Raw genomic sequence first — 22,672 nt, 5'->3', positions numbered from 1 at the left:
GCGGGGGAGGGAAGGGGCCCACGCGCAGCGTGGGAAGGGTGGGGGCAACACGCCGCCCTACCAGACCACCGCCGGCAGCGCCGCGACCTTCAGCGGCCCCAGGAACAGCCCGCGGTTCTGCACAGTGACCGGGGCGGTCAGCACCGGCTCGCCGTTCGGACCGGTGGGGCGGGCCAGCAGGCCCAGCATCGTGCGTGCCATCGCCAGCTCCTTGGGCCGGAACATTCCCTGGAGCGCATCCAGCACCGCCTGATACCCGCGCACCTCCGCGGTCAGCGCGGCCTGCGGCTGCAAGGCCGCATCCAGCGCCAGCGTGCCGTTCATCGCCAGCTTCAGCGGTCCCCAATCCACATTCAGCCCGTCGAGCTGGAGCGTGCCGCCGTCGCGGCTCCAGGCCGACAGGCTGACCGGCTCCGGCTTCGGCGGCTGGCCGAGGATGCGCGCGGTCAGCAGGAGCCGCTGCACCTCGCGGCCCAGCGAGTCCGGTGCGCCGTCGGGCAGGGTGGCGCCGCGCGCCTCCAGCGTGACGGACAGGCCGGTGTCGCTGTGGCTGGCCGGCGGTGCGGCGGGCTGGGTGGCGGTCAGGTCCAGGGCGGCGATGGGAACGGGCAGGGCGTCGGGCTGCGCCACGAGGTTGGTGAAGGCCAGTTGTGCCTCCACCGGCTGGCCGGTCAGGGTGAGGCCGACATGTCCATGGCCGCCGTCGCGGGCGACCAGCGTGAAGGGGGGCTGGCTGGCTTGCACCACCGTCACCCGCTGCTCGCCGGGCAGGGACAGCGCGATGCGCGTGTGGTTCCAGGGCGGCGCCTCCGCCACCAGCCGGGCGCCCCGCCATTCCACGTCGCGGGTGGCGAGGTGCGGCGCCTCCAGCGCGGCGCGGATGGCGAAGGGATAGCCGCCGACGCTCAGCCCGCCATGGGCCACCACGGCGCCGGCCGCCCGCTGTTCGTCCATCCAGGCGAGCACGCCGCGCTCCACCGCCGCCGCGGCCTGCCACCACCACACCGAATAGGCGCCGGCCAGCAGGGCCAGGGCGAGAACGGCGGAGCCCAAGATCTTCCGAACGCGCATCTGTGGCATTTCCGTTTTGTGGCACCCACCTTATAGCGGGCGGCCAGGGGCCGTGCTAGCATTCACCGTGTCGCCACCAGTCGGCGCACGCTGCATTACTTAAGGGTCATGCTGCTCGATACGCAATCGTCTGTTGCCGAGCTTCCGGTCACCGCACCGACGCAGCGCACGGCATCATCCGCCTCTTCCTGGTCCGCCGACATCGTCGTGACGCCCGGCGCCGACCTCTGGGTCTTCGCCTACGGCTCGCTGATGTGGAACCCGGAATTCCCCTTTCTGGAGCGCCATCCGGCGGTGCTGGGCGGCTATCACCGCCGCTTCTGCGTGTCTTCCCACCGCTACCGCGGCACGCCGGAGCGGCCCGGTCTGGTGCTCGGGCTGGACCGCGGCGGCTCCTGCCGGGGGATCGTCTTCCGCGTGGCGGCGGAGCGGGTGCCGGAGACGCTGGATTACCTGTGGGACCGGGAGATGCTGAACCGCGTCTACCGGCCGAAGCTGCTGCCGGTGCGCCCGCGAGACGGCGGGGCGCCGGTCACCGCCTGCACCTTCGTCGTGGACCGCCGGCACCGGCAATATTGCGGCTGGATGGACGAGACCGCGATGGCCGAGCGCATCGCCTGCTGCCGCGGCGAGCGCGGCCCGAACCTGGACTATCTCGCCAACACGGTCGCCCATCTGGAGACCATCGGCATTCACGACCGCGGGCTGTGCAGCCTGCTGACCGCGGTGCGCGCGCGGGTGGGGTGATGCGGGTGGGGCAAGCGCTGGCGCGGCGCAGCCCAAGCCTTATATTGCAGGGCCATGCGCACCCTCCTCCTCACCCTTCTGGGCATCCTCGCCGCCGCGCCCGGCTGGGCCGCCGGCCTGCATCATGACCTGACCGTCACGCTCGACCCCGCCGCGCGGCGGCTGGAGGTGGAGGATCGGCTGCGCCTGCCCGCCGGGACGCACCGGCTGATGCTGGCGCCGGGGTTGACGGTGGGGGAAGCGCTGCTCGACGGCAAGTCGGTCGCGGTGCGCGGCAACGCCCTGCCGGTGACCGTGCCGGAGGGGGGCGGCGAGCTTCGCCTGCGCTACGCCGGGACGCTGCCGCCCCTGACGCCGGACTCGCGGGGCGGCGGCGGTGGGGAGGAGGGCGCCTATCTGCCCGCCGGCACCGGCTGGATTCCAACCTCCGAGAGTGCGGAGACTCCGCCCTCCTGGCGCCTGTCGGTCCGGGTGCCGGCGCCCTTCGTCGCGGTGGCGACCGGCCGTCTGGTCGAGGAGACGCGCGACGGCGCGGGCTACACCGCCACCTTCGCGGAGGGCCGCAGCGTCGAGGAACCGTCGCTCTTCGCCGGGGCGTGGCAGGTGACGGAGCGGATGCACAATGATGTGCGCCTGCGCACCTACTTCCATCCGGAGCAGGCCCCGCTGGCCGAGGAGTATCTGGACCTCGGCGCCCGGACCATCGACGCGCAGGCGGCGCGGATCGGCGCCTATCCCTTCGCCGGTTTCGCCATCCTGTCGGCGCCGCTGCCCGTCGGGCTGGGCTTCCCCAGCCTGACCTACATCGGGCGGCAAGTGATGCCGCTGCCCTTCATCCGCGCCCAGTCGCTGCCCCACGAGATCCTGCACAACTGGTGGGGCAACGGGGTGCGCGTCGGCGGGGGCGGCAACTGGCCCGGCAACTGGTCGGAGGGGCTGACCACCTTCATGGCCGACTACGCGGCGGCGGAGGCGCGCGGGGAGGACGCGGCGCGGGCGATGCGGCTGGACTGGCTGCGCGACTACGCCGCCCTGCCGGCGGAGCGCGATTCCGCCCTGACCGACTTCCGCGCCAAGATCCACGACGCCGCCCAGATCGTCGGCTATGGCAAGGCGGCGATGCTGTTCCACATGCTGCGCGCCGAGATCGGGGCGGAGGCCTTCGACGCGGGCATCCGCCGCTTCTGGGAGGAAAAGCATTTCCAGGACGCGGGGTGGGACGATCTGCGCCGCGCCTTCGCGGCGTCGTCGGGGCGGGACCTCGGACCCTTCTTCCAACAATGGCTGACCCGCGTGGGGGCGCCGACGCTGGAACTGGTGCAAGCGAGAGCCAACGGCGACGGGGTGGCGCTGACCCTGCGCCAGGGTGAGCCGGCCTATGGCCTGACCGTGCCGGTGGAGGTGCGAACCGTGGCGGGGACAGAGCGCCACGATGTCCGCCTTGACCGGAATGAGGCCACCGTGACGATCCCGACCGCCGCCGCGCCGCGGGCGCTCGCAGTCGATCCCGGCTTCGGCCTGTTCCGCCGTCTGGCGCCGGGGGAGGCGCCGCCGACCCTGCGCGACGTGACACTGGACCACGCCGCCACCACGGTGATCGCCGCCGACGGCCCTGCGGCGGAAGCTGCCCGCGCGCTGGCCGAGAGGCTGGCGGACGGCACGCCGCGCATCGCTGCCGCCGACCGCGCCAACCCGGCCGCCCCGCTCGCCGTGATCGGGACGGCGGGGGAGGTCGACCGGCTGCTGGCCCGGCTCGGCCTGCCGCCGCTGCCGGACAGCCTCAAGGGGCGCGGGACGGCGCGGGTGTGGACCGCGCGGACCGCGCAGGGCCACCCGCTGCTGGCGGTGGCGGCGGACGATGCGGCGGCGCTCCAGGCCCTGCTGCGCCCATTGCCCCATTACGGGCGGCAGAGCTGGCTGGTCTTCGAGGGTGCCCGCGCCGTGGACCGCGGCGTCTGGCCCGCCGGCGACAGCCCCCTGGGTGTGTCTTTCGAGTAGTTCCGCCCGCCCATCCTCTGTCCATGGAGCATACCCCGCCTTTGCCTGTTGTAGGGGAAACGGCGCGCGACGCGCGCGTTCTGCGGGAGAATGCACATGTCTCGGATGACGAAGACTTTCCTTGGAACCCTGGCCGGCCTCGGCGTGGCGGCGGCGCTGGCCCTGCCCGCGGCGGCGGCCCCCGGCGACATCCACACGGTGACCGGCGAGAAGGTGAACCTGCGCGCGGCCCCGTCCGACAACGCCTCGGTCCGCTCCACGGTCACCCGCGGCGACGAGGTGATCGAGCTGAAGCAGGAGGGCAGCTGGATCGGCGTGCGCTCCATGCGCACCGGCGAGGAGGGCTGGGTCTTCGGCGACCTCGTGAAGCGGCAGACGCCGAGCACGCTGGGCGGCGCGTCGTCCGCGGCGTCGGACGCCGGGTTCGGGCGCATCTCCTCGGGCTTCGACGGGCTGCTGGCCGGCATCAACAACCAGCTCGGCTACCGCTTCGCGGAGCGGGTCGAGCAGTCGGGCAATGGCGCGCTGCGCGTCATCCCGACCCAGGAATGGCTCTACAACACCAGCCGGGAGGCAAAGATCTACGCGGCGCTGGCGCTCTACGAGATGTGGAAGAACCACAACAACGGGCGTCCGGTGAGTGTCGCGCTGGGCTCCCCCGGCTCCTCCGCCATCGCCATCGAGGATTCGGGACGGGGCCCGGAGCTGTCGCTGCCCGTGATGGGCTCCTCGAAGTAAGGGCTATCGCGGCGGGGAGGCCGCGAGGCCGCCCCGCCGTACCCCATTCTTGATCCGCATCAACGCCAGCCTCCCCCGCCGCTGTCCAAATGCCGTGACGGCAGGCCAAAGGGGCGGGAGCGATGAAGTACGTCGATGAATTCCGGGACGCGGCGCTGGCCCGCGGCATCGCCGCCGCCATCGCGCGGGAGGCGGCGACCGGGCGGACCTATCATCTGATGGAGTTCTGCGGCGGCCACACCCACGCGGTGTCCCGCTACGGCATCCCCGACCTGCTGCCGGACAATGTGCGGATGATCCATGGGCCGGGCTGCCCGGTCTGCGTCCTGCCGGTCGGGCGGATCGACGACGCCATCGCCATCGCGCGCCAGCCCGGCGTGATCCTGTGCACTTACGGCGACGTGCTGCGCGTACCGGGATCGGGGCGGTTCAGCCTGCTCAAGGCCAAGGCCGACGGGGCGGACGTGCGGATGGTGCTGTCCACCATGGACGCCCTGCGCATCGCCGAGGAGAACCCGAACCGCGAGGTCGTCTTCCTCGCCATCGGCTTCGAGACGACCACGCCGCCCACCGCGGTGGCCGTCCATGCCGCCCAGGCCAAGGGCTTGAGGAACTTCACTGTCTTCTGCAACCACGTCCTGACCCCCGCGGCCATCCGGGGCATCATGGACAGCCCGGAGGTGCGGGAGTTGGGCACGCTGCCGCTCGACGGCATCGTCGGGCCGGCGCACGTCTCCGTGGTCATCGGCAGCCGCCCCTACGAATTCGTGGCGGAGGCTTACCGCAAGCCGGTGGTGATCGCCGGGTTCGAGCCGCTGGACGTGCTCCAGGCCATCCTGATGCTGATCCGGCAGGCGAACGAGGGGCGGGCGGTGGTGGAGAACCAGTTCACCCGCGCGGTGACCCCGGACGGCAACCGGAAGGCCCAGCGGCTCGTCGCCGACACCTTCGACGTGCGCCCCAGCTTCGAATGGCGCGGCCTCGGCTCGCTTCCCGACAGCGGCCTGCGTCTGAAGGAGGCGTTCTCCGCCTTCGACGCGGAGCGGCGCTTCGCCGTGCCGGGCCGCGCGGTGCCCGACCACAAGGGCTGCGAGTGCGGCGACATCCTGCGCGGCGTGAAGAAGCCCAGCGACTGCAAGCTGTTCGGCTCCGTCTGCACGCCGGAGAACCCGATGGGCTCCTGCATGGTGTCGGCGGAGGGGGGCTGTGCCGCTCACTACACCTACGGGCGTTTCCGTGACCATCGGCCGGCGGTGCCGTAACCGTTGGTTTCAAGCGCAAACCGTTTGTCACGAAATATTTCGTCGGGGAAGCTATTCGTCCCTTGCACGGCTAACCTTTTGCGGGGGTTCGGAGGACGCTGATAGGTTCGTTCCTGAACAAAAGAACAGGAGGGGACTCCCGTATGAAACGCCGTTCATTCCTTGCCAGCGCCGGTGTCGGCGTCGCGGCCAGTACCCTTGCCGCTCCGGCCATCGCGCAGAGCACGCCGGAAGTGCATTGGCGCCTCGCCTCCAGCTTCCCGAAGAGCCTGGACACCATCTACGGCGCCGCCGACGTGATTTCGCGCCGCGTCGCCGCCATCACCGACAACAAATTCACGATCCGGCCCTTCGCCGCCGGTGAGATCGTTCCCGGCCTCCAGGTGCTCGACGCCGTGCAGAACGGCACGGTCGAGTGCGGCCACACCGCCAGCTATTACTATGTCGGCAAGGACCCGACCTTCACCTTCGACGCGACGGTGCCGTTCGGCCTGAACGCCCGCCAGCAGAACGCCTGGATTCTCCAGGGCGGCGGCATGGAGCTGCTGCGCGAGTTCTTCAAGGGCTACAACGTCGTCAACTTCCCGGCGGGCAACACCGGCACCCAGATGGGCGGCTGGTTCCGCAAGGAGATCAAGACGGTCCAGGACCTGAGCGGCCTGAAGTTCCGCATCGGCGGCTTCGCCGGTCAGGTGCTGACCAAGCTGGGCGTCGTGCCGCAGCAGATCGCCGGCGGCGACATCTACCCGTCGCTGGAAAAGGGCACCATCGACGCGGCCGAGTGGATCGGCCCCTACGACGACGAGAAGCTCGGCTTCAACAAGGTCGCCAAGTACTACTACTACCCCGGCTGGTGGGAAGGCGGCCTGAATGTGTCGCTGCTGGTCAACCAGCAGAAGTGGGAGGAGCTGCCGAAGCCCTATCAGGCGGCGCTGGAAGCGGCCTGCTACGAGGCGCTGGCGATCATGAACGCCAAGTACGACGCCGACAACCCCGCCGCCCTGAAGCGTCTGGTGGCCGGCGGCGCCCAGCTCCGTCCCTTCCCGCGCGAGGTGATGGAGGCCTGCTACAAGGCGGCGTACGAGCTGTACGACGAGACGGCCAAGAACAACCCGAAGTTCGCCAAGATCTACGAGCCGTGGAAGAAGTTCCGCGACGAGGAGTATCTGTGGTTCCGCGTCGCCGAGAACAGCTTCGACAACTTCACCTTCACCGCCGGGCAACGTCGTTGATCACAGGCCGGTGATGTGAGGATCGGTGCGGCGCGTCGCGGCGCCGCACCGTTTCGGCCGCTACTGGGCGGCCAGTTTCTGGGACAGGCGTTGCAGATCCTGCGACGCGCGGTCGGCGATGCGCTGGGCGGCCACCAGCGTGTCCGTCAGATTGCCGACGTCCGGTGCGATCTCGCCCGCGGCGTCGGACATTTCATTCAGGGCCTTCACCGCGGTGTCGATCAGGCGGATGACCAGCCCCGCGGGGCCGTCGGCGTTGTCGTACCCAGCCATTCCAAAATCTCCAAGGTTGCGCAACTCAGCCCGAACGACACGGGCACGAGTTTCCATGGAGGCCGCGGGTTGCGCAAGCCGCTTGTTGCGGCGCACGCACCCCCTCATTGACTGACCGGCGTCAGTGGATGCCCGGCGCTTCCTGCCCGGTGCTCGCCACATATTCGGTGTAGCCGCCGCCGTACTGGTGGATGCCCTCCGGCGTCAGTTCCAGCACCCGGTTCGACAGGGCCGCCAGGAAATGGCGGTCGTGCGAGACGAACAGCATGGTGCCTTCATAGGCGCCCAGCGCCGAGATCAGCATCTGCTTGGTGTCGAGGTCGAGGTGGTTGGTCGGCTCGTCCAGCACCAGGAAGTTGGGCGGGTTGAACAGCATGGTCGCCATGACCATCCGGGCCTTCTCGCCGCCGGACAGGACGCGGCACTTCTTCTCCACGTCGTCGCCGGAGAAGCCGAAGCAGCCGGCCAGAGCGCGCAGCGACCCCTGGCTCGCCTGCGGGAAGGACGCCTCCAGCGATTCGAAGATGGTCTTGTCGCCGTCGAGCAGGTCCATGGCGTGCTGGGAGAAATAGCCCATCCGCACGCTGCCGCCGACCGCGACGGTGCCGCTGTCCGGCTCGGTGGCGCCGGCCACCAGCTTCAGCAGCGTCGACTTGCCGGCGCCGTTGACGCCCATGACGCACCAGCGCTCCTTGCGGCGGATCGTCAGGTCCAGCCCCTCGTAGATGGTCCGGCTGCCGTAGCCCTTGTGCACGTTCTTCAGCACCGCGACGTCGTCGCCGGAACGCGGGGCCGGCGGGAAGTCGAAGGTGACGATCTGGCGGCGCTTGGGCGGCTCGAAGCGCTCGATCTTGTCGAGCTTCTTCACCCGGCTCTGGACCTGGCTGGCGTGCGAGGCGCGGGCCTTGAAGCGCTCGATGAACTTCAGCTCCTTGGCCAGCATGGCCTGCTGGCGCTCGAACTGCGCCTCCTGCTGCTTCTCGCGCAGCGCCCGCTGGCGCTCGTAGAAGCCGTAGTCGCCGGAGTAGCTGGTCAGCGACCCGCTGTCGATCTCGATGATCTTGTTGACGATGCGGTTCATGAACTCGCGATCGTGCGAGGTCATCAGCAGGGCGCCCTCGAAGCCCTTCAGGAAGCCTTCCAGCCAGATCAGGCTTTCGATGTCCAGATGGTTGCTCGGCTCGTCGAGCAGCATGACCTCGGGCCGCATCAGCAGGATGCGGGCCAGCGCCACGCGCATCTTCCAGCCGCCGGACAGCATGCCGACGTCCATGTCCATCATCTCCTGGCTGAAGCTGAGACCGGCCAGCACCTCGCGCGCCTTGCCCTCCAGCTCGTAGCCGCCCAGCTCGTCGAAGCGGGCCTGGACCTCGCCGTAGCGCTCGATGATGGCGTCCATCTCGTCGGCGCGGTCGGGGTCGGCCATGGCGGCTTCCAGCTCGGCCAGCTCCGCGGCGACGGTGCTGACCGGGCCGGCGCCGTCCATCACCTCGGCGACGGCGGAGCGGCCGGACATCTCGCCGACGTCCTGGTTGAAGTAGCCGATGGTCGCCTGCTTCTCGATCGCCACCTGACCGGTGTCCGGCAAATCCTCGCCGGTGATCATTCGGAACAGCGTCGTCTTGCCCGCTCCGTTGGGACCGACCAGCCCGATCTTTTCGCCCCGGTTCAACGCCGCCGATGCTTCGAGGAAGAGGATTCGGTGACCATTCTGCTTGCTGATGTTGTCGAAGCGGATCATGTGCGGCTGCGTTCCTGCGGCGTTGTTCCCATGGCGTGGCGGGGGCTCTTATGCCACAGGATGTGCGGTGCGATGGAGTCCAGATCGGCGCCATGCGAAAATCGCAATCCGGAGACAGGTCGATGGGAAGGATCGCCGGCATGGAGCGTCCGCAGGTTTGGGACTATTGGCGCCCCACCGGCAGCGGCATCGTCGAGCTGGGCACGGTGCGCGGCCGCGACGTGGCCTTGCCGGTGCATTTCCATCGCGAGGATCAGCTGACTTTTGTTCTCGCGGGGCGGCGGCGCTTCGTCATCGCGGGCGACCTGCGCGAGGCCGGTCCCGGCGAGGGGGTGCACATTCCGGCGGGAACGCCGCACCGCTCGCTGTGCGGAATGGACGAGGTCGTCTGCATCAACCTCTACACACCGCCCGGCCTCCACGCCGCGCCGGACGTGATCGCCGGGCTGGCCCGGCACTGGCGGCGGACGGGCGGGCTGGGCTGGCCCGACCTGACGCGGATCGCCGAGGACCACCGCCGCCCCATCGGGACCGGGGTGGAGCCCGTATCCATGTTTGCGGGGAGCGAAGCGTGGGACAGCGTCGGCGAGGCGGCCCGCCGCGCCGGGATGAGCCGCGAGGGTTATTCCCGCCGGTTCCGCAAGCACCACGGCGTGCCGCCCCATGCCTTCGCGCTTCAGGAGCGGCTGAACGAGGCGCGGTTGTTGCTCCGCGCGGGGGAGTCCATCGCCGCGGTGGCGGCGGACACCGGATTCACCGACCAGAGCCATCTGGGGCGCTGCTTCCGCCGCGCCTTCGGCGTGACTCCGGGCCGCTACCGCGCCGGGTAGGTCACATCCGTACCAGACCGCCGCCGCTCCGCCTGCTACCCATCCGGCATTCACCCACAGCCAATCTTGGGAGCATGGCATGTCCATCGCACTGTCCGCCGTCTCGTACCTTCTGGTGGTCGGCGCCGGGGTCAGCGTCGCGTTGCAACAGGTCCTCAACGCCAACCTCCGGGCCGACCTCGGCTCGCCCTGGTGGGCGGGCTTCGTCAGCTACGTCGTCGGCATGCTGGCGATGCTAGCGGTGGCACTCCTCGCGCCCGGACCCCGCCTTGCCGAAGCGGTGGGCGGGGTGGGGTCGTGGGTCACCTGGACCGGCGGGCTGTTCGGGGCGCTGTTCATCGGGACGGCCATCCTGATGGTGCCCCGACTGGGGGCGGCGACGGTGCTGGCGCTGATCGTGGTCGGCCAGATGCTCGGCTCGCTCGCCTTCGACCATGTCGGTCTGCTCGGCCTGCCGCAGCAGCCGATAAGCCCGACCCGGCTGGCCGGCGCCGCCTCCCTGATCCTCGGCGTCGTCCTGATCCGGCTGTAGCGCTCTCAAGCGGTCCGGTGCAGGGCGAAGCCCGACGCGCCGGGGGCTTCCAACTCCGGGCGGAGTTCGAGGCTGGGGATTGCATAGTCGCCGCCGTTCTGGCGGCGGAAGGGGATCGGCGCCGTCGTCTCCAGCGTCCGCATCCGCTCCCGCAATTGCTCCGCCGCCCGCGCGAAGCCGGTCTCGTCGAAGCGGTCCACCCGGTAGGCGACGAAGGGCGGCAGCACGTCGTAGCCGGGGTAATGCAGGATGCCATGGTTGATCGGGAACAGCAGGTCGTCGATCGGGCCGTTGATGCCGCGCGGCGCGTAATGCTCGGCCCAGCCGCCCGTCGTCACCACGAGCATGGCGCGCTTGCCGGCGAAGCGGCCCTCGCCATAGCGGTCGCCCCAGCGGCGGTCGCTGTGCTCGCCGACGCCATAGGCGAGGCCGTAGGCGTAGACGCGGTCGACCCAGCCCTTGAGGATCGCCGGCATGGTGAACCACCAGAGCGGGAATTGCAGGATCAGCGCGTCGGCCCACAGCAGCTTTTCCTGCTCGGCCTTCACGTCGTCGGTCAGCGCGTCGGCGGCGAAGGCGGCGCCGGAGGCGGCGGCCACCTTCAGGCGCTCCCCCTCGCCGAGGCTGGGGAAGTCGGCGTGATCCACCGTAGTCTTCCAGTTCATGGCGTAGAGGTCGGAGACCCGCACCGTGTGGCCCTGCGCCTCCAGCTCCGCGACGGCGGCGTCGCGCAGGGCGGCGTTGAGGGATCGGGGATCGGGATGGGCGAAGACGATCAGCACATTCATCACAGGCACCTGTTCGCTTGAAACGCTTGCGCCTCACGCTATGCGGGCGGAGATTGATCCGGTAGACGGGATGAACGGATAGAACTCTGCCGGAAAATGGATCAATCGAACATCACGCTCGACCGCATGCGGACCTTCGTCCGCGTCGCCGAACGGGGAAGCCTGTCGGCGGTGGCGCGCGAGCTGGCCATCGGGCAATCCAGCGTCACCCGGCACATCCGCGAGCTGGAGGAGGCGCTGGGCGTCGCCCTGTTCAGCCGCACCACGCGGCGCGTCGTCCTGACCGCGGAGGGCGAGCGCTACCACGCCAACGCCGTCCAGATTCTGCGCCTCGTCGAACAGGCGGGCGACGAGGCGCGCGACACCGGCCGCGCCTCGGCCGGGACGGTGCGCGTGTCCTGCACGGCGGCGCTCGGTGTCCGGCACATCAGCCGGTTGATCTTCGCCTTCCAGGACCGCCATCCGGACATCGCCGTCGATCTCGGCCTGACCGACGAGCGCGTCGACCTCGTGCGCGACGGGGTGGATATCGCCATCCGCCTCGGCCCGCTCGCCGACAGCACGCTGAAGCGGCGGTCGCTCGGGCAGAGCCGGCGCGTCCTCGTCGGATCGCCGGACTGTCTGGCCCGGCACGGCCGGCCGACGACACCGGAGGACCTCGTGGGGTTCGAGGGTGTACGCATGTCGAACATCGCGGGGAGCGACCGGCTGACGCTCGAAGGACCGGACGGCGCCCTTCGCGCCGTGTCCCTGGGGGGACGGCTGCGGGTCGATCACGGGCTGGCCGCGCGCGAAGCCTATCTCGCCGGCCGCGGCATCGGCCCGGCCCATGTCTGGCTGGTGGACGACCTGCTCGCCGACGGTCGCCTGGAGGTTCTCCTACCGGACCACGCGCCGCCCGCCGTGCCGCTCAACCTGCTGATCGTGCCGGAGCGGGCTGGCATCGCGCGAGTCCGGCTGCTGGTCGAGTTTTTGGCGGAGGCGGTCGCGACCATCCCCGGGATCGAGTGGTCGTCCCGGGGATAGACGATGGGGTGATTACGGGGTTGCCCCCTCGGTCACCGCGTCTTTTCTGACCGCCAGGTTGCGGCGCGGCAGGCGAAGGCGCCCGTTGAGGACGAGATGGGCGATGAGGCCGATCAGCAGCCCCCAGAACGCCCCGCCGATGCCGAGCAGCTTGATGTTGGCGGCGGACGCCAGGAAGGTGATCAGCGCCGCCTCGCGGGACGCCGGGTCGGCCATCGCCCCGGCCAGGCTGCCGCTGATGGTGCCGAGCAGCGCCAGACCGGCGAGCGCGGTGATGAAGGTCGCGGGAAACGCCATGAAGACGGCGGCCAGCGTCACCCCGAACACCCCGACGAGCACGTAGAAGACGCCCGCCGCGATCCCGGCGATCCAGCGCTTGGCCGGGTCCTCGTGGGCCTCCTTGCCGGTGGCGATGGCGGCGGTGATGGCGGCGATGTTGAAGGCGTGGGAGCCGAACGGGGCCATCAGCAGCGAGCCGAGGCCGGTCACCGTCACGATGGGGTTGGCGCTCGTCGTGAAGCCGTCGTTGCGCAGGACCAACATCCCCGGCATGTACTGGCCGGACAGCGTGATCAGGAACAGCGGCAGAGCGACCGACAGCAGCGCGTTCAGCGAGAAGTCCGGCGCGGTGAAGACCGGGGCGGCGAACTCCAGCGACAGCCCCGACAGATCGACGCGGCCCTGAGTCAGCAGGAAGGCCAGCCCGAGGACGAGGATGCCGACCACGGCGTAGCGGGCGGAGAACCGCTTCAGCGCGACATAGGCGACGATCAGCAGCCCGACCAGCAGCGGATCGACGCTGGCTCCGCCGAAGGCCCCGATGCCGAAGGGGAGCAGGATGCCGGCGAGCAGGCCGGAGGCGATGCCGGGCGGGATCAGCCGGATGACCCTCTCGAAGCAGCCCGACAGGCCGAGCGCGACGAAGGCCGCCGCCGAGATCATGTAGGCGCCGACCGCCTCGGCGTAGGGTGTCGTCGCCAGCGCGGTGACGAGGAACGCCGCGGCCGGGGTGGACCAGGCGGTGATGATCGGCTCGCGATGGCGCCAGCTCAGGAACAGCCCGGTCAGCCCGACGCCGATGGAGACCGACCAGACCCAGGAGGCGGTGAGGTCGGGGCTGAGGCCCGCGACCTTCGCCGCCTGGAAGACCAGGATGAAGGTGCCGCCGTAATTGACGATGACCGAGATCAGGCCCGCCACCACGGGGTGGGGGAGGTCGTTGAGGCGGATGGGAGCGGAATTGGGTGGCATGGTTGCGCGGGACCTCCGGACGGTTCGAGCCGCAAGGGCGATGAGCGGCCTTGACAACTACCCGACCAATGGCCTGATGTGCCCATCCGCTTTATCGAAGAAGGCCAGACCAATTGTTCCGGCATTCCCAGCTTGAGTCCGTGAAGGCGTGGATCGCCAACCCCGCCCATGCGGCCATGCCGCTTCACGCGCGGATTCAGCGGGCCGTCCGGCAGCTCATCGTCGACGGAGCGCTCGGGCCGGGCAAGCCGCTGCCCGCCTCGCGCGCGCTCGCCGCCTCGCTGGGGGTGTCGCGCGACACGATCGAGGCGGCCTACGCCCAGCTTCACGCCGAAGGCTTCATCGAACGGCGCGTCGGCAGCGGCAGCTTCGTCGCGGAGATCAGCGAGTTCACCCCCGGCCGCCGGTCCCGGCGCAACACGCTCCCGAGCGATCCAGCGCCCGCTCTCAGCCGGCGCGGGGCCGCCGTGTTCGAGGGGGGCGGCGTGCGCGAGATGCCGGCGCCGCGGCCCTTCGCCCATGGCGTCCCGGAAACCCGGACCTTCCCTCTTGCGCTCTGGGAACGGCTGGAACGGCAGGTGCGCAAGGAGGTCGGCACGCAAAGCCTGTTTCATGGCGATCCGCAGGGGACGGAGCCGCTGCGCCGCGCCATCGCCGATTATGTGAACCTCGAACGCGGCGCGCGCGCCACCGCCGACCGCGTTCTGGTGCTGACCAGCTCGCAACAGGCGATGTCGCTCTGCGCGACCCTGCTGTTCGACCCCGGCGACGGGATTTTCCTGGAGGACCCGGCCTATTACGGGGCGCGCAAGGCGTTCGAAGCGGCGGGGCTGGACTGCGTTCCGATCCGGGTCGACCGGCAGGGCATCGTCGTCGATCACATCCTGGCCGAGCCGCAGCGGGCGAAGGCGGTGTTCCTGACGCCGTCCCACCAGTTCCCGACCGGCGCGACGCTGGCGCTGGATCGCCGTCTGGCCCTGATCGAGTGGGCGGCCCGGCATCAGGCCTGGATCATCGAGGACGACTATGACAGCGAGTTCCGCTACGCGGGCAAGCCGACGGCCTGCGTGCAGGGGCTCGATCCGCATGGCCGGACCATCTACATCGGCACCTTCACCAAATCGCTCTTTCCCGGGCTGCGGATCGGCTACGCCGTGCTGCCGCCCCAGCTCGTGAAGCCGATGACCGTCGCGCGCACCCTGCTGGATGGCCACACGGCGCCGATGGCCCAGCTCACGCTGGCCCGCTTCATGGAGGGCGGGCATTTCGGGGCGCATGTCCGCGCCATGCGCGGCGTCTATGCCGAGCGCCTCGACGCGCTGGCGGGCCTCGTCGCCAAGCACCTGTCGGACTTCGTCGAACCGCAGGTTCCCATCGGCGGTCTGCAGATGCCCTGCCTGCTGACCGGCGGCCTTGCCGAGCGCGCCGCCGTCGATGCGGCGCGGCGGGCCGGGATCGAACTGCTCGGCCTGTCGGCGCTGCACGCTGCCGGCGACGGCAAGGCGGGCTTCCTGATGGGCTTCGCGGCCTACACGCCTTTTGAAATCGAGACCGCGGTCAGAAAGCTGGAGAAGGCGCTTCGCACGGCGGCGACGCCGTAAAGTCGGCGGGCCTCCGGAACAAGGAGAATTGGTCTGGACCGTTGCTGGAAAATGGCTGGGCGCAGCGAGCCATTCGTCTGGTATCCGAGAGCCGACCAATCCACGACGTTCCCGGCGCGGGAGCGGGAGGCGACCCATGCACAAAACGGCGCTGGCGATCCGGCACGTCCATTTTGAAGACCTCGGCATCTTCAGCGCGGTGCTGTCGGATGCCGGCTATGCAGTCCGCTATCATGATCTCGACGCGGCGCCGTTCGCGACGCTCGATCCGCTGGACCCGGATTTGCTGATCGTCCTCGGCGGTCCCGTCGGAGTCTATGACAGCGACGCCTATCCGTATCTCGCCGAGGAATCCTCGCTCCTGGCGGCAAGGCTGGCCGCGGGTCGCCCGACGCTCGGCATCTGCCTCGGGGCGCAGCAGATCGCCAAGGCGCTCGGTGCGGCGGTGCGCCCCATGGGCCACAAGGAAATCGGCTTCGGCCCGCTCACTCTGACCGATGCCGGACGGGGCGGGCCGCTTCGCCATCTGGAGGGCGTTCCGGTGCTCCACTGGCATGGGGACGCCTTCCAGATCCCCGACGGGGCGGAGAGCTTGGCGTCGACGCCGCTCTGCGCAACCCAGGGGTTTTCGGTTGGCCGCCACACGCTGGCCCTGCAATTCCATCCGGAGGTCGATGTGGCCGCCGGCATCGAGCGATGGCTGACGGGCCATGCCGCCGAGCTGGCCGGGGCCGGCATCGACCCGCGCGTGTTGCGTGGCCAAGCGGCGCGGATCGGCCCGGAATTGCGCGAGGCCGGGCAGAAGATGCTGGCCGAGTGGCTTCAGGCCGTGCCCTGATCCCTGTGCGGTGAGGCGGGATGGGGTTTCCATCGATCTGCACGGCGCTGCCGATCTGTGGCACAGTCCGCTCCGACGAGCCGCCTCACAGGGAACCTGAATGAACGACGCAGCAAGGAATGTGCTGATCGACGGCATGGAGCGTTGGAGCGCCTTCATCGAAGCGAACGCCTCCTGGGCGGAGGTGATCTTCTTCCTGTGCGCGTTCGCGGAGTCCCTGGCCTTCGTGGGGTTCGTGGTGCCGGGTGTGGTGCTGATCGCCACGGCGGGCGCGCTGGTCGCCTCCGGTGCCCTCGGCTTCTGGCAGGTCTACGTCGCCCTCGCGCTGGGAGCGGTGCTGGGCGACGCCGTGTCCTACTGGTTTGGCCGGGTGTTCGGCGATCGGGTCCCGGTCGTCTGGCCGTTCCGTCAGCGGCCGGAGCTTCTGGAGCGGGGCAGCCGCTTCTTCCTGCGCCACGGCGGCAAGAGCGTGTTCCTTGCCCGCTTCCTCGGGCCGCTGCGGCCGGTGGTGCCGATCACCGCCGGGATGATGGCGATGCCGCACCACAGCTTCCAGACCGCCAACCTGCTGTCAGCGGTGATCTGGGTGCCTTTGATGATGGCGCCCGGCATCGCCATCGCGAAGGGAGTCGGCATCGACGAACTCCTGTCCGGCGCCAGGGCAACGCCTGCGGTCACCCGGAACGGGGGCGATGCGCCCTGCGTTCTGGCGCCGCCGATTTCCGGTGTGGGTTTATGCATAGACTAAGATATCCGAGTGAGGCACGGCAGGCATTTCGAGGACGGCTTGACAGCATAAGTCGCGATTGAAAGTCCCTATAAAGTGAGAATTTCCGCACAGATTTGCGCAAATCCTGAGATCTTCCGCTCCAACCCGCCCATTCGAAGGTCTTCTGGCATATTGCAGGATCGACCAACAGCAATGTGAGTGCCGCGCCTCCAACAGGTCTTGAAACAAATTCTTGCGTGATAGAAAGTGCAAGCCTTCAATTTGGGGCGACACGTGCGCAATCGCCCCCTTTTGCCACACTCCTATTGGTGGACGACGCCCCCTCACAGGCGGCGGAATCGTTCGCTTTGCGCCGGACGCGGCCGTGGAAAAGGGCGCCTTTGGCAAGACAGGCGCCCTTTCCAACTGATGCGTATGGGGTCCTCGTCGCCCCAAGTCATTGGTGTTCCGGGATCATGGCCGGCATCACCGCATGTAGGCTCCAGCCATAGCGGACACGGCGCTTTGCGTGTAGCGCTTCAGCACGCCCTTTTTGGTCGGCCGATCGGGCAGTCGCCAAGCGGCTTTCCGGGCGGCCAGTATGGCCTCCATGTCCTCCGCCGATCGCGGTTCCCCATCGACTCCGACAATCCGCAGATTGCGGCCGGGGATGTCGATCTCGATGAGGTCGCCGTCCTCAACCAGGGCGATCGGACCACCGTCGACGGCCTCCGGTGACACGTGGCCGATGCACGGGCCGCTCGTGGCACCGGAGAACCGGCCGTCGGTGACGATGGCGACCGTGCCGTTCAGCGCCGGGTCGTAGACCAGAGCATCGGTGGTCATGAACATCTCCGGCATGCCGGAGCCCTTCGGACCCTCGTAGCGAATCACCACCACGGCACCCGGTGCGATCTTACCGGCGACGATGGCGGCTTGCGCCTGCTCCTCGCTGTCGAAGACCGCGGCCGAGCCGACGTGCTGATGCATCTTCGGCACCACGGCGGAGAACTTCACTACGGCACCTTCGGGCGCCAGGTTGCCGCGCAGCACCGCGATCGAGCCGTACTTGTCAGACTTCTCGGGCGTGCGGATCACCTCCTCGGGCGGGATGTTGAAGCTGCGCAGGTGCCCCAGGCCGCGCTCGAAGAAGCCGTCGCGCTCCAGCATCTCCAGGTTCTCACCCAGTGCCCGGCCGGTAACGGTCATGACCTCGAGGTTGAGTTGGTCGCGCAGCAGCCATTGGATCCGCGGCACGCCCCCGGCGAACCAGAAGAGTTCGGCGGTGTACTTGCCGCTCGGCTGGATGCTGGTGAGGTACTTGATCTCGCGGCCGATGCGGTCGAACAGCTCCGGCTCCAACGTCATTCCCAACTCGTGCGCGATGGCCGGCATGTGGATCAGCGCGTTGGTGCTGCCGCCGATTGCTGCATGCACCTTCAAGGCGTTGAGGAACGCGTCCTGGGTCAGGATCTGCCGGGCGGTCAGGCCCTTGGCCACCAGCGCCATGATCTGCTTGCCTGCTAAGCGCGACATGCGGCGGATGTCCATCATGGTTGCCGGCATCAGCGCCGTACCGGGCAACGCAAGGCCGAGCGCTTCGGACATGCACTGCATGGTGCTGGCGGTGCCCATAAACTGGCAGGCGCCGCAGGACGGGCACCCGCTCAGCTTGTAGTTGTGCATCTCCGCATACTCGACCTGCCCCTTCTTGGCCCGTGCGGACAGCGGGCCGGCCAGGCCGGAAGTGGAGTTGCCGGGGCCCGAGCGCATGGCGCCACTCGGGATGTGGATGGTCGGCAGGTCCATGCGCGCCGCTGCCATCAGGTGCGCGGGTGTGGACTTGTCGCAGCCGGAGAGCAGGATCATCCCATCCCAAGGGATAACCGAGGCATGGATCTCCACCATGTCGGCGATGATGCCGCGCGAGGCCAGGATGTAGTTCATCCCATCATGGCCCTGCGCCCAGCCGTCGCAGATGTCCGTGACATGAAACTGCGCCGGCTTGCCGCCCGCCTCGTACACGCCGATGCAGGCCTCCTTGTTCAGGACGTCCAGGTGGAAGCTGCCCGGATGGCTGTCGCCATGCACGTCGTCCACCAGGATCTGTGGCTTTTTAAGGTCCTCCTCGGTCCAGTTCATGCCAAGCATCAGGGCATCGACCTGCGCCCACATATCCCTAACCTTGCTGCATTTTTGCTCGGTCATGACACTCATTCCTTATGTTTGCGCTGGAAAACAGCCGGTCAGGCGGTGCGGGGGGTGGTTGACGGCAGGTCGCCTCGCTTCGAGGCGGCAGGGCCGGCGGTCTTGGCCGGCAGCGTCAAAGTCAGCAGGTAACCGGCCACCAGCATGATCACCAGGAAGTAGATGCCGGCGTCGTAACTGTCGAAGGAAGTGCGGAACCAGCCGACCGCGAACGGACCGATGAAACCGCCCAGGTTGCCGATGGCATTGATGACACCGCGTGCACCACCGGCGACCTCGGCGGGGAACAGCAACGGCGGCATGGTCCAGAAGATGCTCGAAGCCGACTGCATGAACAGGCCGCAGGCGACCAGGAAACCAAAGGACACCCAAACATTGGTCTTGAGCAGCGTGGACAGCAGGAAGCAGGCAGCGAAGGCGATGATCGGGATCGCCGTGTAGCGGCGGCGGTTCATCGAGCGGTCGGAGAGTTGGGCGAAGGCATAGAGGCCGAAGATCATGGCGATGTACGGGAACATCGATAGCAGCCCGATGCCGGTCATGCCGGTATTGGTCAACTCCTTCAGCAACGTCGGCAGCCACATGGCGAAGCCGTAAATGCCCACCTGATAGCAGAAGTACAGCAAGATCATCTTCCAGAGATTGACGTCCTTGAATAGCTCAGAGTAGGACGTCTTCGCTGAGTCACTCGATTTGAGGCTCGCCTGCTCTTCCAGCAACCGGGTAACGATGTAATTTTTTTCCTCTTCGGAGATCCACTTGGCCTTTTCCGGGCTGTCGCTGATCAGCGGCCACCAGACGAAGATCAGCAGCAGCGACAGCAGACCCTCGCTGATGAACACCCAGCGCCAACCGAAGCTGCTGATGATCCAGCCCGACAGCGGGCCGGTGATGATCGAGGCGATGGCGATGTTCATGATGAAGTAGGCGTTCGCCCGGCCGCGTTCCTCGTTGGGGAACCAGTGGCTGAGGATCACCAGCATGGCCGGCCAGACGCCGCCTTCGGCGACGCCGATCAGGAAGCGGATGGTCAGCAACTGCCACGCACTCTCCACGAAGCCGCAGAGGATCGACAAGCCACCCCAGATGAAGATGGAGGTGCCGACGAACATCTTAGCGCTGCGATGCTCGGCCCAGTGGCCGGCGGGCGCCTGCAGGATGACGTAACCCACGAAGAAGATGCCGGCGGCCAGCCCCGACATGGAGGCGGTCATCGACAGGCTCTCGTTCATGCCGCCGGCCATCGCAAAGCCGATGTTGGTGCGGTCCATGAAGGAGAAGATGTAGACCAGGATCGCCGGGGGAATGATCCGCCACCAGCGTGCGGCCGGGATGTCCGGCTTTACAGCAGCATTCATGGAAGTATCCTCCTGGCGCCGCACCATCCTTGTGGCGGGGCGCGTGGGTTGCTTTGGCGTGCAGGAGGCTGTCCCGCGTCCGGAAGGGCGCGCGGCAACACTGCAGGAGGCTGTCCCGCGTCCGGAAGGGGGCGCGGCAACACTGCGTTTCAGCGTCTTGCGAAGCGAGAGGGAGCCTCTCCTAGTCGGCGGCCTCGGCCCGTTCCGGCTTCGGCGGTACCGCCAGGGGCGCGGGCAGGACGCCGGAGCGGACCAGGACGTCGGCGAGTCGGTCCTTGATCGCTTGGCCGGGCTTGGTGAAGGGCGGGACCACGCCGGTGGAGATATCCGAGCCGGTCATGCGGATTGCCTCCTTGACGACGCCGGCGAACGGCGTGTCCAGGTTGTAGATCGCCGACAGCACCGCCAACCGCTTCATCAGTTCAGCAGTCCGCCCGTAGTCCTGCGCCAGGAAGGCGTCATACAGGCCACAGGTGATCTCGGGGGCGAAGTTGGAGGTGGCCGGAATGGCGCCGTCGCCGCCCAGCATCAGCGTGTTGATCAGGTACTCGTCGTAGCCGGCGAAGACCAGAAAGTCGGGCCGCGCCGCCTTCACCTCGGTGATCAGCCGCCGGGTGTGGCTGGCGCAATCCACCGTGTCCTTAATGCCAACGATGGTCGGGCAGTCGCGGGCTAGGCGCGCCACCAGTTCGATGGACAGGTCCTGCCCGGTCATGCCCGGGAAATTGTAGAGCAGGACCGGCAGCTCCACGGCCTCAGCCACCGTGCGGTAGTGGGTGTACAGCCGCTCCTCGGTGAGCGGCGCGTAGTAGGGATTGACGACGATCACCCCGTCGGCGCCGATGGCGCCGGCGTGGCGGCCGAGCTCGATCACTTCGGCGGTGCTGCACGCGGCGGTACCGACGATGCACGGCCGGCGCCCGGCAACGCGCGCCACGCAGAAATCAGAGATGGCCTTGCGGGCCTGGGTGGGGAACTGGAAGAACTCGCCGGCGCTGCCGAGGAACAGCAGGCCGTTCACCTTGCTCTGCAAGAGTCGGTCGATCAGCACTGCCATGCCGGCTTGGTCGAACTGGCCATCGTCCTGGACGATCGTCGGGACGGGGGTGATGATGCCGCGAAACACGCCTGAGGACATGACGCTTTCTCCGAAGCACCAAGTTCCACACACAGCGAATTCCATATGAGGAACTTGATTTCTGTATATGGACATGCTACCCATGGTCGGGATGGAGATCAAGGAAGGCTGCGGCAGTGCTCGAGAGCTGCGCCGACTTGTCACAGGGGTCCTCTCAACACGACTCGGCGGCGGAGGTGCGGCATGACGGACATCGACACGGTGAAGGAGGCCGGCCAGGAGAAATCCGCGGCGCCGGCGCTGACCAAGGGCTTTTCTATCCTTGAGCTGGTCGCCAGCGAACCGGGCCTGGGGTTCGCCGCGATCCGCTCACGCCTGGGGCTGCCCAACAGCAGCTGCCACCACCTGATCAGCACGCTGTGCCAACTGGGTGCGCTCCAGCTCCGCTCCGACCGCGGCTACATCCTCGGGCTACGGCTGCTGGAGCTGGGGACCATGGCCGCCGGCCAGCGCCAGATCGATCACCACGCGCTGCCTTTCCTGCGCACACTGGCGCAGGAGACGCAGCTGACCTGCCACCTCGGCGTGCTCGAAGGGCACGCGGCGATCTACCTGATGAAGGTCGAGGGGCAGCGGGAGATCCGCGTCAACACCTGGGTTGGCAAACGGCTGTCGTTGCACAGCTCGTCGCTCGGCAAGGTGTTGCTGGCGTCGCTGCCGGAGCCGGAGTTGGAGGAGATGCTGCGCCACATCGAGTGGCGGGCGAAGTGCCCGAACACGCTGACCGACCCCGAACGCTTCCGTGCGCATCTGCGCGAGGTGCGGCACCGCGGCTGGGCGCTCGACAACGAGGAGGACCTGCTCAATATCCGCTGCGTCGCCGCCCCGGTCAATGATGCGCAAGGCAAGGTGGTTGCTGCGATCAGTGCCGTTGGTACAGTACTGGACATCAGTCCTGAGCGTCTCGATGCGCTGGCTGGGCAAGTTTGCGCCACCGCACAGGACATCTCTCACGAACTCGGGTACCCAGAAAGGGGCAAGTAGGGGCTCTGTTGTCGCGTCGGTGTTGGCGTGATTCCGTCCTGGGCCACTGCCGATGGGGACATCGACGCCGCATTTCGCCAAATAGCCTCTACTCTCATCTGCTGGCGCTTCGTTCAGAGATAATTCAGATAAGGGCTAAGCTAGGAGTTTTCCGTGTCCCGCCCGTCCAGCTCACGCGCGACGCCTTTGAACGTCGTGCCATCGTCTTTGACCTCCATAAACTGGCCGGTGCGTTCATCGCGCTGGAACTGCGTCCGCCCGGTTACCGCGCCCCGGCGGTAACCATTGCTTGTGTTTTTTCGCCATGCCGAGAACTTCATTTAATGGGTTGTAAGCTCTGCGGGATT

General features: G+C 68.2%; 20 protein-coding genes. 12 read left to right on the top strand and 8 right to left on the bottom strand.

Annotated elements, in window-relative coordinates; genetic code table 11:
• Nucleotides 1–57: 57 nt before the first annotated feature.
• Entirely contained in the window at nt 58–1,071 is a 1,014-nt protein-coding gene (locus ACFPMG_RS34860; protein WP_377000713.1) for a DUF2125 domain-containing protein, read from the bottom strand.
• 108 nt (nt 1,072–1,179) lie between these two features.
• On the opposite strand from ACFPMG_RS34860, the gene ACFPMG_RS34855 reads away from it, so the two are divergent.
• The 5 genes from ACFPMG_RS34855 (at nt 1,180) to ACFPMG_RS34835 (ending at nt 7,048) form a co-directional block, all read left to right on the top strand.
• Entirely contained in the window at nt 1,180–1,818 is a 639-nt protein-coding gene (locus ACFPMG_RS34855; RefSeq protein ID WP_377000711.1) for a gamma-glutamylcyclotransferase, read from the top strand.
• 54 nt (nt 1,819–1,872) lie between these two features.
• A complete protein-coding gene (locus ACFPMG_RS34850) occupies nt 1,873–3,816 on the top strand; it encodes a M1 family metallopeptidase (RefSeq protein WP_377000709.1) in 1,944 nt (647 codons plus the stop codon).
• 96 nt (nt 3,817–3,912) lie between these two features.
• Nucleotides 3,913–4,554, top strand: a complete 642-nt coding sequence (locus tag ACFPMG_RS34845; RefSeq protein WP_377000707.1) for an SH3 domain-containing protein — start codon at nt 3,913–3,915, stop codon at nt 4,552–4,554.
• Between the two features lie 122 nt (nt 4,555–4,676).
• Nucleotides 4,677–5,816, top strand: a complete 1,140-nt coding sequence (hypD, locus tag ACFPMG_RS34840) for a hydrogenase formation protein HypD (protein WP_377000705.1) — start codon at nt 4,677–4,679, stop codon at nt 5,814–5,816.
• A 143-nt stretch (nt 5,817–5,959) separates the two neighbouring features.
• Complete coding sequence (locus tag ACFPMG_RS34835; protein ID WP_377000703.1) at nt 5,960–7,048, top strand: TRAP transporter substrate-binding protein; 1,089 nt, start codon at nt 5,960–5,962, stop codon at nt 7,046–7,048.
• 60 nt (nt 7,049–7,108) lie between these two features.
• Here ACFPMG_RS34835 and ACFPMG_RS34830 read toward each other — a convergent pair whose 3' ends face one another.
• Nucleotides 7,109–7,321 carry a hypothetical protein gene (locus tag ACFPMG_RS34830; protein ID WP_377000701.1) on the bottom strand — a complete coding sequence of 71 codons (213 nt, stop codon included), beginning with the start codon at nt 7,319–7,321 and terminating at the stop codon, nt 7,109–7,111.
• A gap of 121 nt (nt 7,322–7,442) precedes the next feature.
• Nucleotides 7,443–9,062 carry an ABC-F family ATP-binding cassette domain-containing protein gene (locus tag ACFPMG_RS34825; protein WP_109138816.1) on the bottom strand — a complete coding sequence of 540 codons (1,620 nt, stop codon included), beginning with the start codon at nt 9,060–9,062 and terminating at the stop codon, nt 7,443–7,445.
• 122 nt (nt 9,063–9,184) lie between these two features.
• Between ACFPMG_RS34825 and ACFPMG_RS34820 the strand changes: the two genes are divergently transcribed.
• Both ACFPMG_RS34820 and ACFPMG_RS34815 read left to right on the top strand, forming a co-directional pair.
• Nucleotides 9,185–9,892 carry an AraC family transcriptional regulator gene (locus tag ACFPMG_RS34820; protein ID WP_377000699.1) on the top strand — a complete coding sequence of 236 codons (708 nt, stop codon included), beginning with the start codon at nt 9,185–9,187 and terminating at the stop codon, nt 9,890–9,892.
• 79 nt (nt 9,893–9,971) lie between these two features.
• Complete coding sequence (locus tag ACFPMG_RS34815; protein ID WP_377000697.1) at nt 9,972–10,424, top strand: DMT family transporter; 453 nt, start codon at nt 9,972–9,974, stop codon at nt 10,422–10,424.
• Nucleotides 10,425–10,429: 5 nt separating this feature from the next.
• On the opposite strand, the gene ACFPMG_RS34810 is transcribed toward ACFPMG_RS34815, so the two are convergent.
• Nucleotides 10,430–11,212, bottom strand: coding sequence for an NAD(P)H-dependent oxidoreductase (locus ACFPMG_RS34810; RefSeq protein WP_377000695.1), 783 nt, complete (start codon nt 11,210–11,212; stop codon nt 10,430–10,432).
• A 96-nt stretch (nt 11,213–11,308) separates the two neighbouring features.
• On the opposite strand from ACFPMG_RS34810, the gene ACFPMG_RS34805 reads away from it, so the two are divergent.
• Nucleotides 11,309–12,238, top strand: coding sequence for a LysR family transcriptional regulator (locus tag ACFPMG_RS34805; protein WP_377000693.1), 930 nt, complete (start codon nt 11,309–11,311; stop codon nt 12,236–12,238).
• Between the two features lie 12 nt (nt 12,239–12,250).
• Here the strand turns inward: ACFPMG_RS34805 and ACFPMG_RS34800 are convergent, their stop codons facing one another.
• Entirely contained in the window at nt 12,251–13,489 is a 1,239-nt protein-coding gene (locus tag ACFPMG_RS34800) for a benzoate/H(+) symporter BenE family transporter (RefSeq protein WP_377000691.1), read from the bottom strand.
• A 113-nt stretch (nt 13,490–13,602) separates the two neighbouring features.
• Here ACFPMG_RS34800 and pdxR point away from each other — a divergent pair, with 113 nt between their 5' ends.
• From pdxR to ACFPMG_RS34785, 3 genes are all read left to right on the top strand, one after another.
• Nucleotides 13,603–15,090, top strand: a complete 1,488-nt coding sequence (gene pdxR / locus ACFPMG_RS34795) for a MocR-like pyridoxine biosynthesis transcription factor PdxR (RefSeq protein ID WP_377000689.1) — start codon at nt 13,603–13,605, stop codon at nt 15,088–15,090.
• A gap of 136 nt (nt 15,091–15,226) precedes the next feature.
• Nucleotides 15,227–15,928, top strand: coding sequence for a glutamine amidotransferase (locus tag ACFPMG_RS34790; RefSeq protein WP_377000687.1), 702 nt, complete (start codon nt 15,227–15,229; stop codon nt 15,926–15,928).
• 100 nt (nt 15,929–16,028) lie between these two features.
• On the top strand, nt 16,029–16,676 hold the full coding sequence (locus ACFPMG_RS34785) for a DedA family protein (RefSeq protein WP_377000685.1): 648 nt from the start codon (nt 16,029–16,031) through the stop codon (nt 16,674–16,676).
• Nucleotides 16,677–17,123: 447 nt separating this feature from the next.
• On the opposite strand, the gene ilvD is transcribed toward ACFPMG_RS34785, so the two are convergent.
• From ilvD to ACFPMG_RS34770, 3 genes are all read right to left on the bottom strand, one after another.
• Nucleotides 17,124–18,845, bottom strand: a complete 1,722-nt coding sequence (gene ilvD / locus ACFPMG_RS34780) for a dihydroxy-acid dehydratase (protein ID WP_377000683.1) — start codon at nt 18,843–18,845, stop codon at nt 17,124–17,126.
• Nucleotides 18,846–18,883: 38 nt separating this feature from the next.
• On the bottom strand, nt 18,884–20,230 hold the full coding sequence (locus ACFPMG_RS34775) for an MFS transporter (protein ID WP_377000681.1): 1,347 nt from the start codon (nt 20,228–20,230) through the stop codon (nt 18,884–18,886).
• A gap of 154 nt (nt 20,231–20,384) precedes the next feature.
• On the bottom strand, nt 20,385–21,341 hold the full coding sequence (locus ACFPMG_RS34770; protein ID WP_377000679.1) for a dihydrodipicolinate synthase family protein: 957 nt from the start codon (nt 21,339–21,341) through the stop codon (nt 20,385–20,387).
• A gap of 183 nt (nt 21,342–21,524) precedes the next feature.
• Between ACFPMG_RS34770 and ACFPMG_RS34765 the strand changes: the two genes are divergently transcribed.
• Nucleotides 21,525–22,325, top strand: coding sequence for an IclR family transcriptional regulator (locus tag ACFPMG_RS34765; RefSeq protein WP_377000677.1), 801 nt, complete (start codon nt 21,525–21,527; stop codon nt 22,323–22,325).
• Nucleotides 22,326–22,672: the final 347 nt, after the last annotated feature.

It is taken from the genome of Azospirillum himalayense (genome assembly GCF_042657465.1).
Classification (GTDB): Bacteria; Pseudomonadota; Alphaproteobacteria; order Azospirillales; family Azospirillaceae; genus Azospirillum; species Azospirillum himalayense.
This window is presented reverse-complemented; position numbering and strand designations above follow the sequence as displayed.

Coding starts and splice junctions, on each gene's coding strand:
- ACFPMG_RS34775 (WP_377000681.1), bottom strand. CDS start 20,230: ATGGTGCGGCGCCAGGAGGATACTTCCATGAATGCTGCTGTAAAGCCG.
- ACFPMG_RS34805 (WP_377000693.1), top strand. CDS start 11,309: ATGGATCAATCGAACATCACGCTCGACCGCATGCGGACCTTCGTCCGC.
- ilvD (WP_377000683.1), bottom strand. CDS start 18,845: ATGACCGAGCAAAAATGCAGCAAGGTTAGGGATATGTGGGCGCAGGTC.
- ACFPMG_RS34850 (WP_377000709.1), top strand. CDS start 1,873: ATGCGCACCCTCCTCCTCACCCTTCTGGGCATCCTCGCCGCCGCGCCC.
- ACFPMG_RS34770 (WP_377000679.1), bottom strand. CDS start 21,341: ATGTCCTCAGGCGTGTTTCGCGGCATCATCACCCCCGTCCCGACGATC.
- ACFPMG_RS34785 (WP_377000685.1), top strand. CDS start 16,029: ATGAACGACGCAGCAAGGAATGTGCTGATCGACGGCATGGAGCGTTGG.
- ACFPMG_RS34830 (WP_377000701.1), bottom strand. CDS start 7,321: ATGGCTGGGTACGACAACGCCGACGGCCCCGCGGGGCTGGTCATCCGC.
- ACFPMG_RS34765 (WP_377000677.1), top strand. CDS start 21,525: ATGACGGACATCGACACGGTGAAGGAGGCCGGCCAGGAGAAATCCGCG.
- ACFPMG_RS34790 (WP_377000687.1), top strand. CDS start 15,227: ATGCACAAAACGGCGCTGGCGATCCGGCACGTCCATTTTGAAGACCTC.
- ACFPMG_RS34825 (WP_109138816.1), bottom strand. CDS start 9,062: ATGATCCGCTTCGACAACATCAGCAAGCAGAATGGTCACCGAATCCTC.
- ACFPMG_RS34815 (WP_377000697.1), top strand. CDS start 9,972: ATGTCCATCGCACTGTCCGCCGTCTCGTACCTTCTGGTGGTCGGCGCC.
- ACFPMG_RS34855 (WP_377000711.1), top strand. CDS start 1,180: ATGCTGCTCGATACGCAATCGTCTGTTGCCGAGCTTCCGGTCACCGCA.
- ACFPMG_RS34810 (WP_377000695.1), bottom strand. CDS start 11,212: ATGAATGTGCTGATCGTCTTCGCCCATCCCGATCCCCGATCCCTCAAC.
- ACFPMG_RS34835 (WP_377000703.1), top strand. CDS start 5,960: ATGAAACGCCGTTCATTCCTTGCCAGCGCCGGTGTCGGCGTCGCGGCC.
- ACFPMG_RS34800 (WP_377000691.1), bottom strand. CDS start 13,489: ATGCCACCCAATTCCGCTCCCATCCGCCTCAACGACCTCCCCCACCCC.
- ACFPMG_RS34820 (WP_377000699.1), top strand. CDS start 9,185: ATGGGAAGGATCGCCGGCATGGAGCGTCCGCAGGTTTGGGACTATTGG.
- ACFPMG_RS34845 (WP_377000707.1), top strand. CDS start 3,913: ATGTCTCGGATGACGAAGACTTTCCTTGGAACCCTGGCCGGCCTCGGC.
- hypD (WP_377000705.1), top strand. CDS start 4,677: ATGAAGTACGTCGATGAATTCCGGGACGCGGCGCTGGCCCGCGGCATC.
- ACFPMG_RS34860 (WP_377000713.1), bottom strand. CDS start 1,071: ATGCGCGTTCGGAAGATCTTGGGCTCCGCCGTTCTCGCCCTGGCCCTG.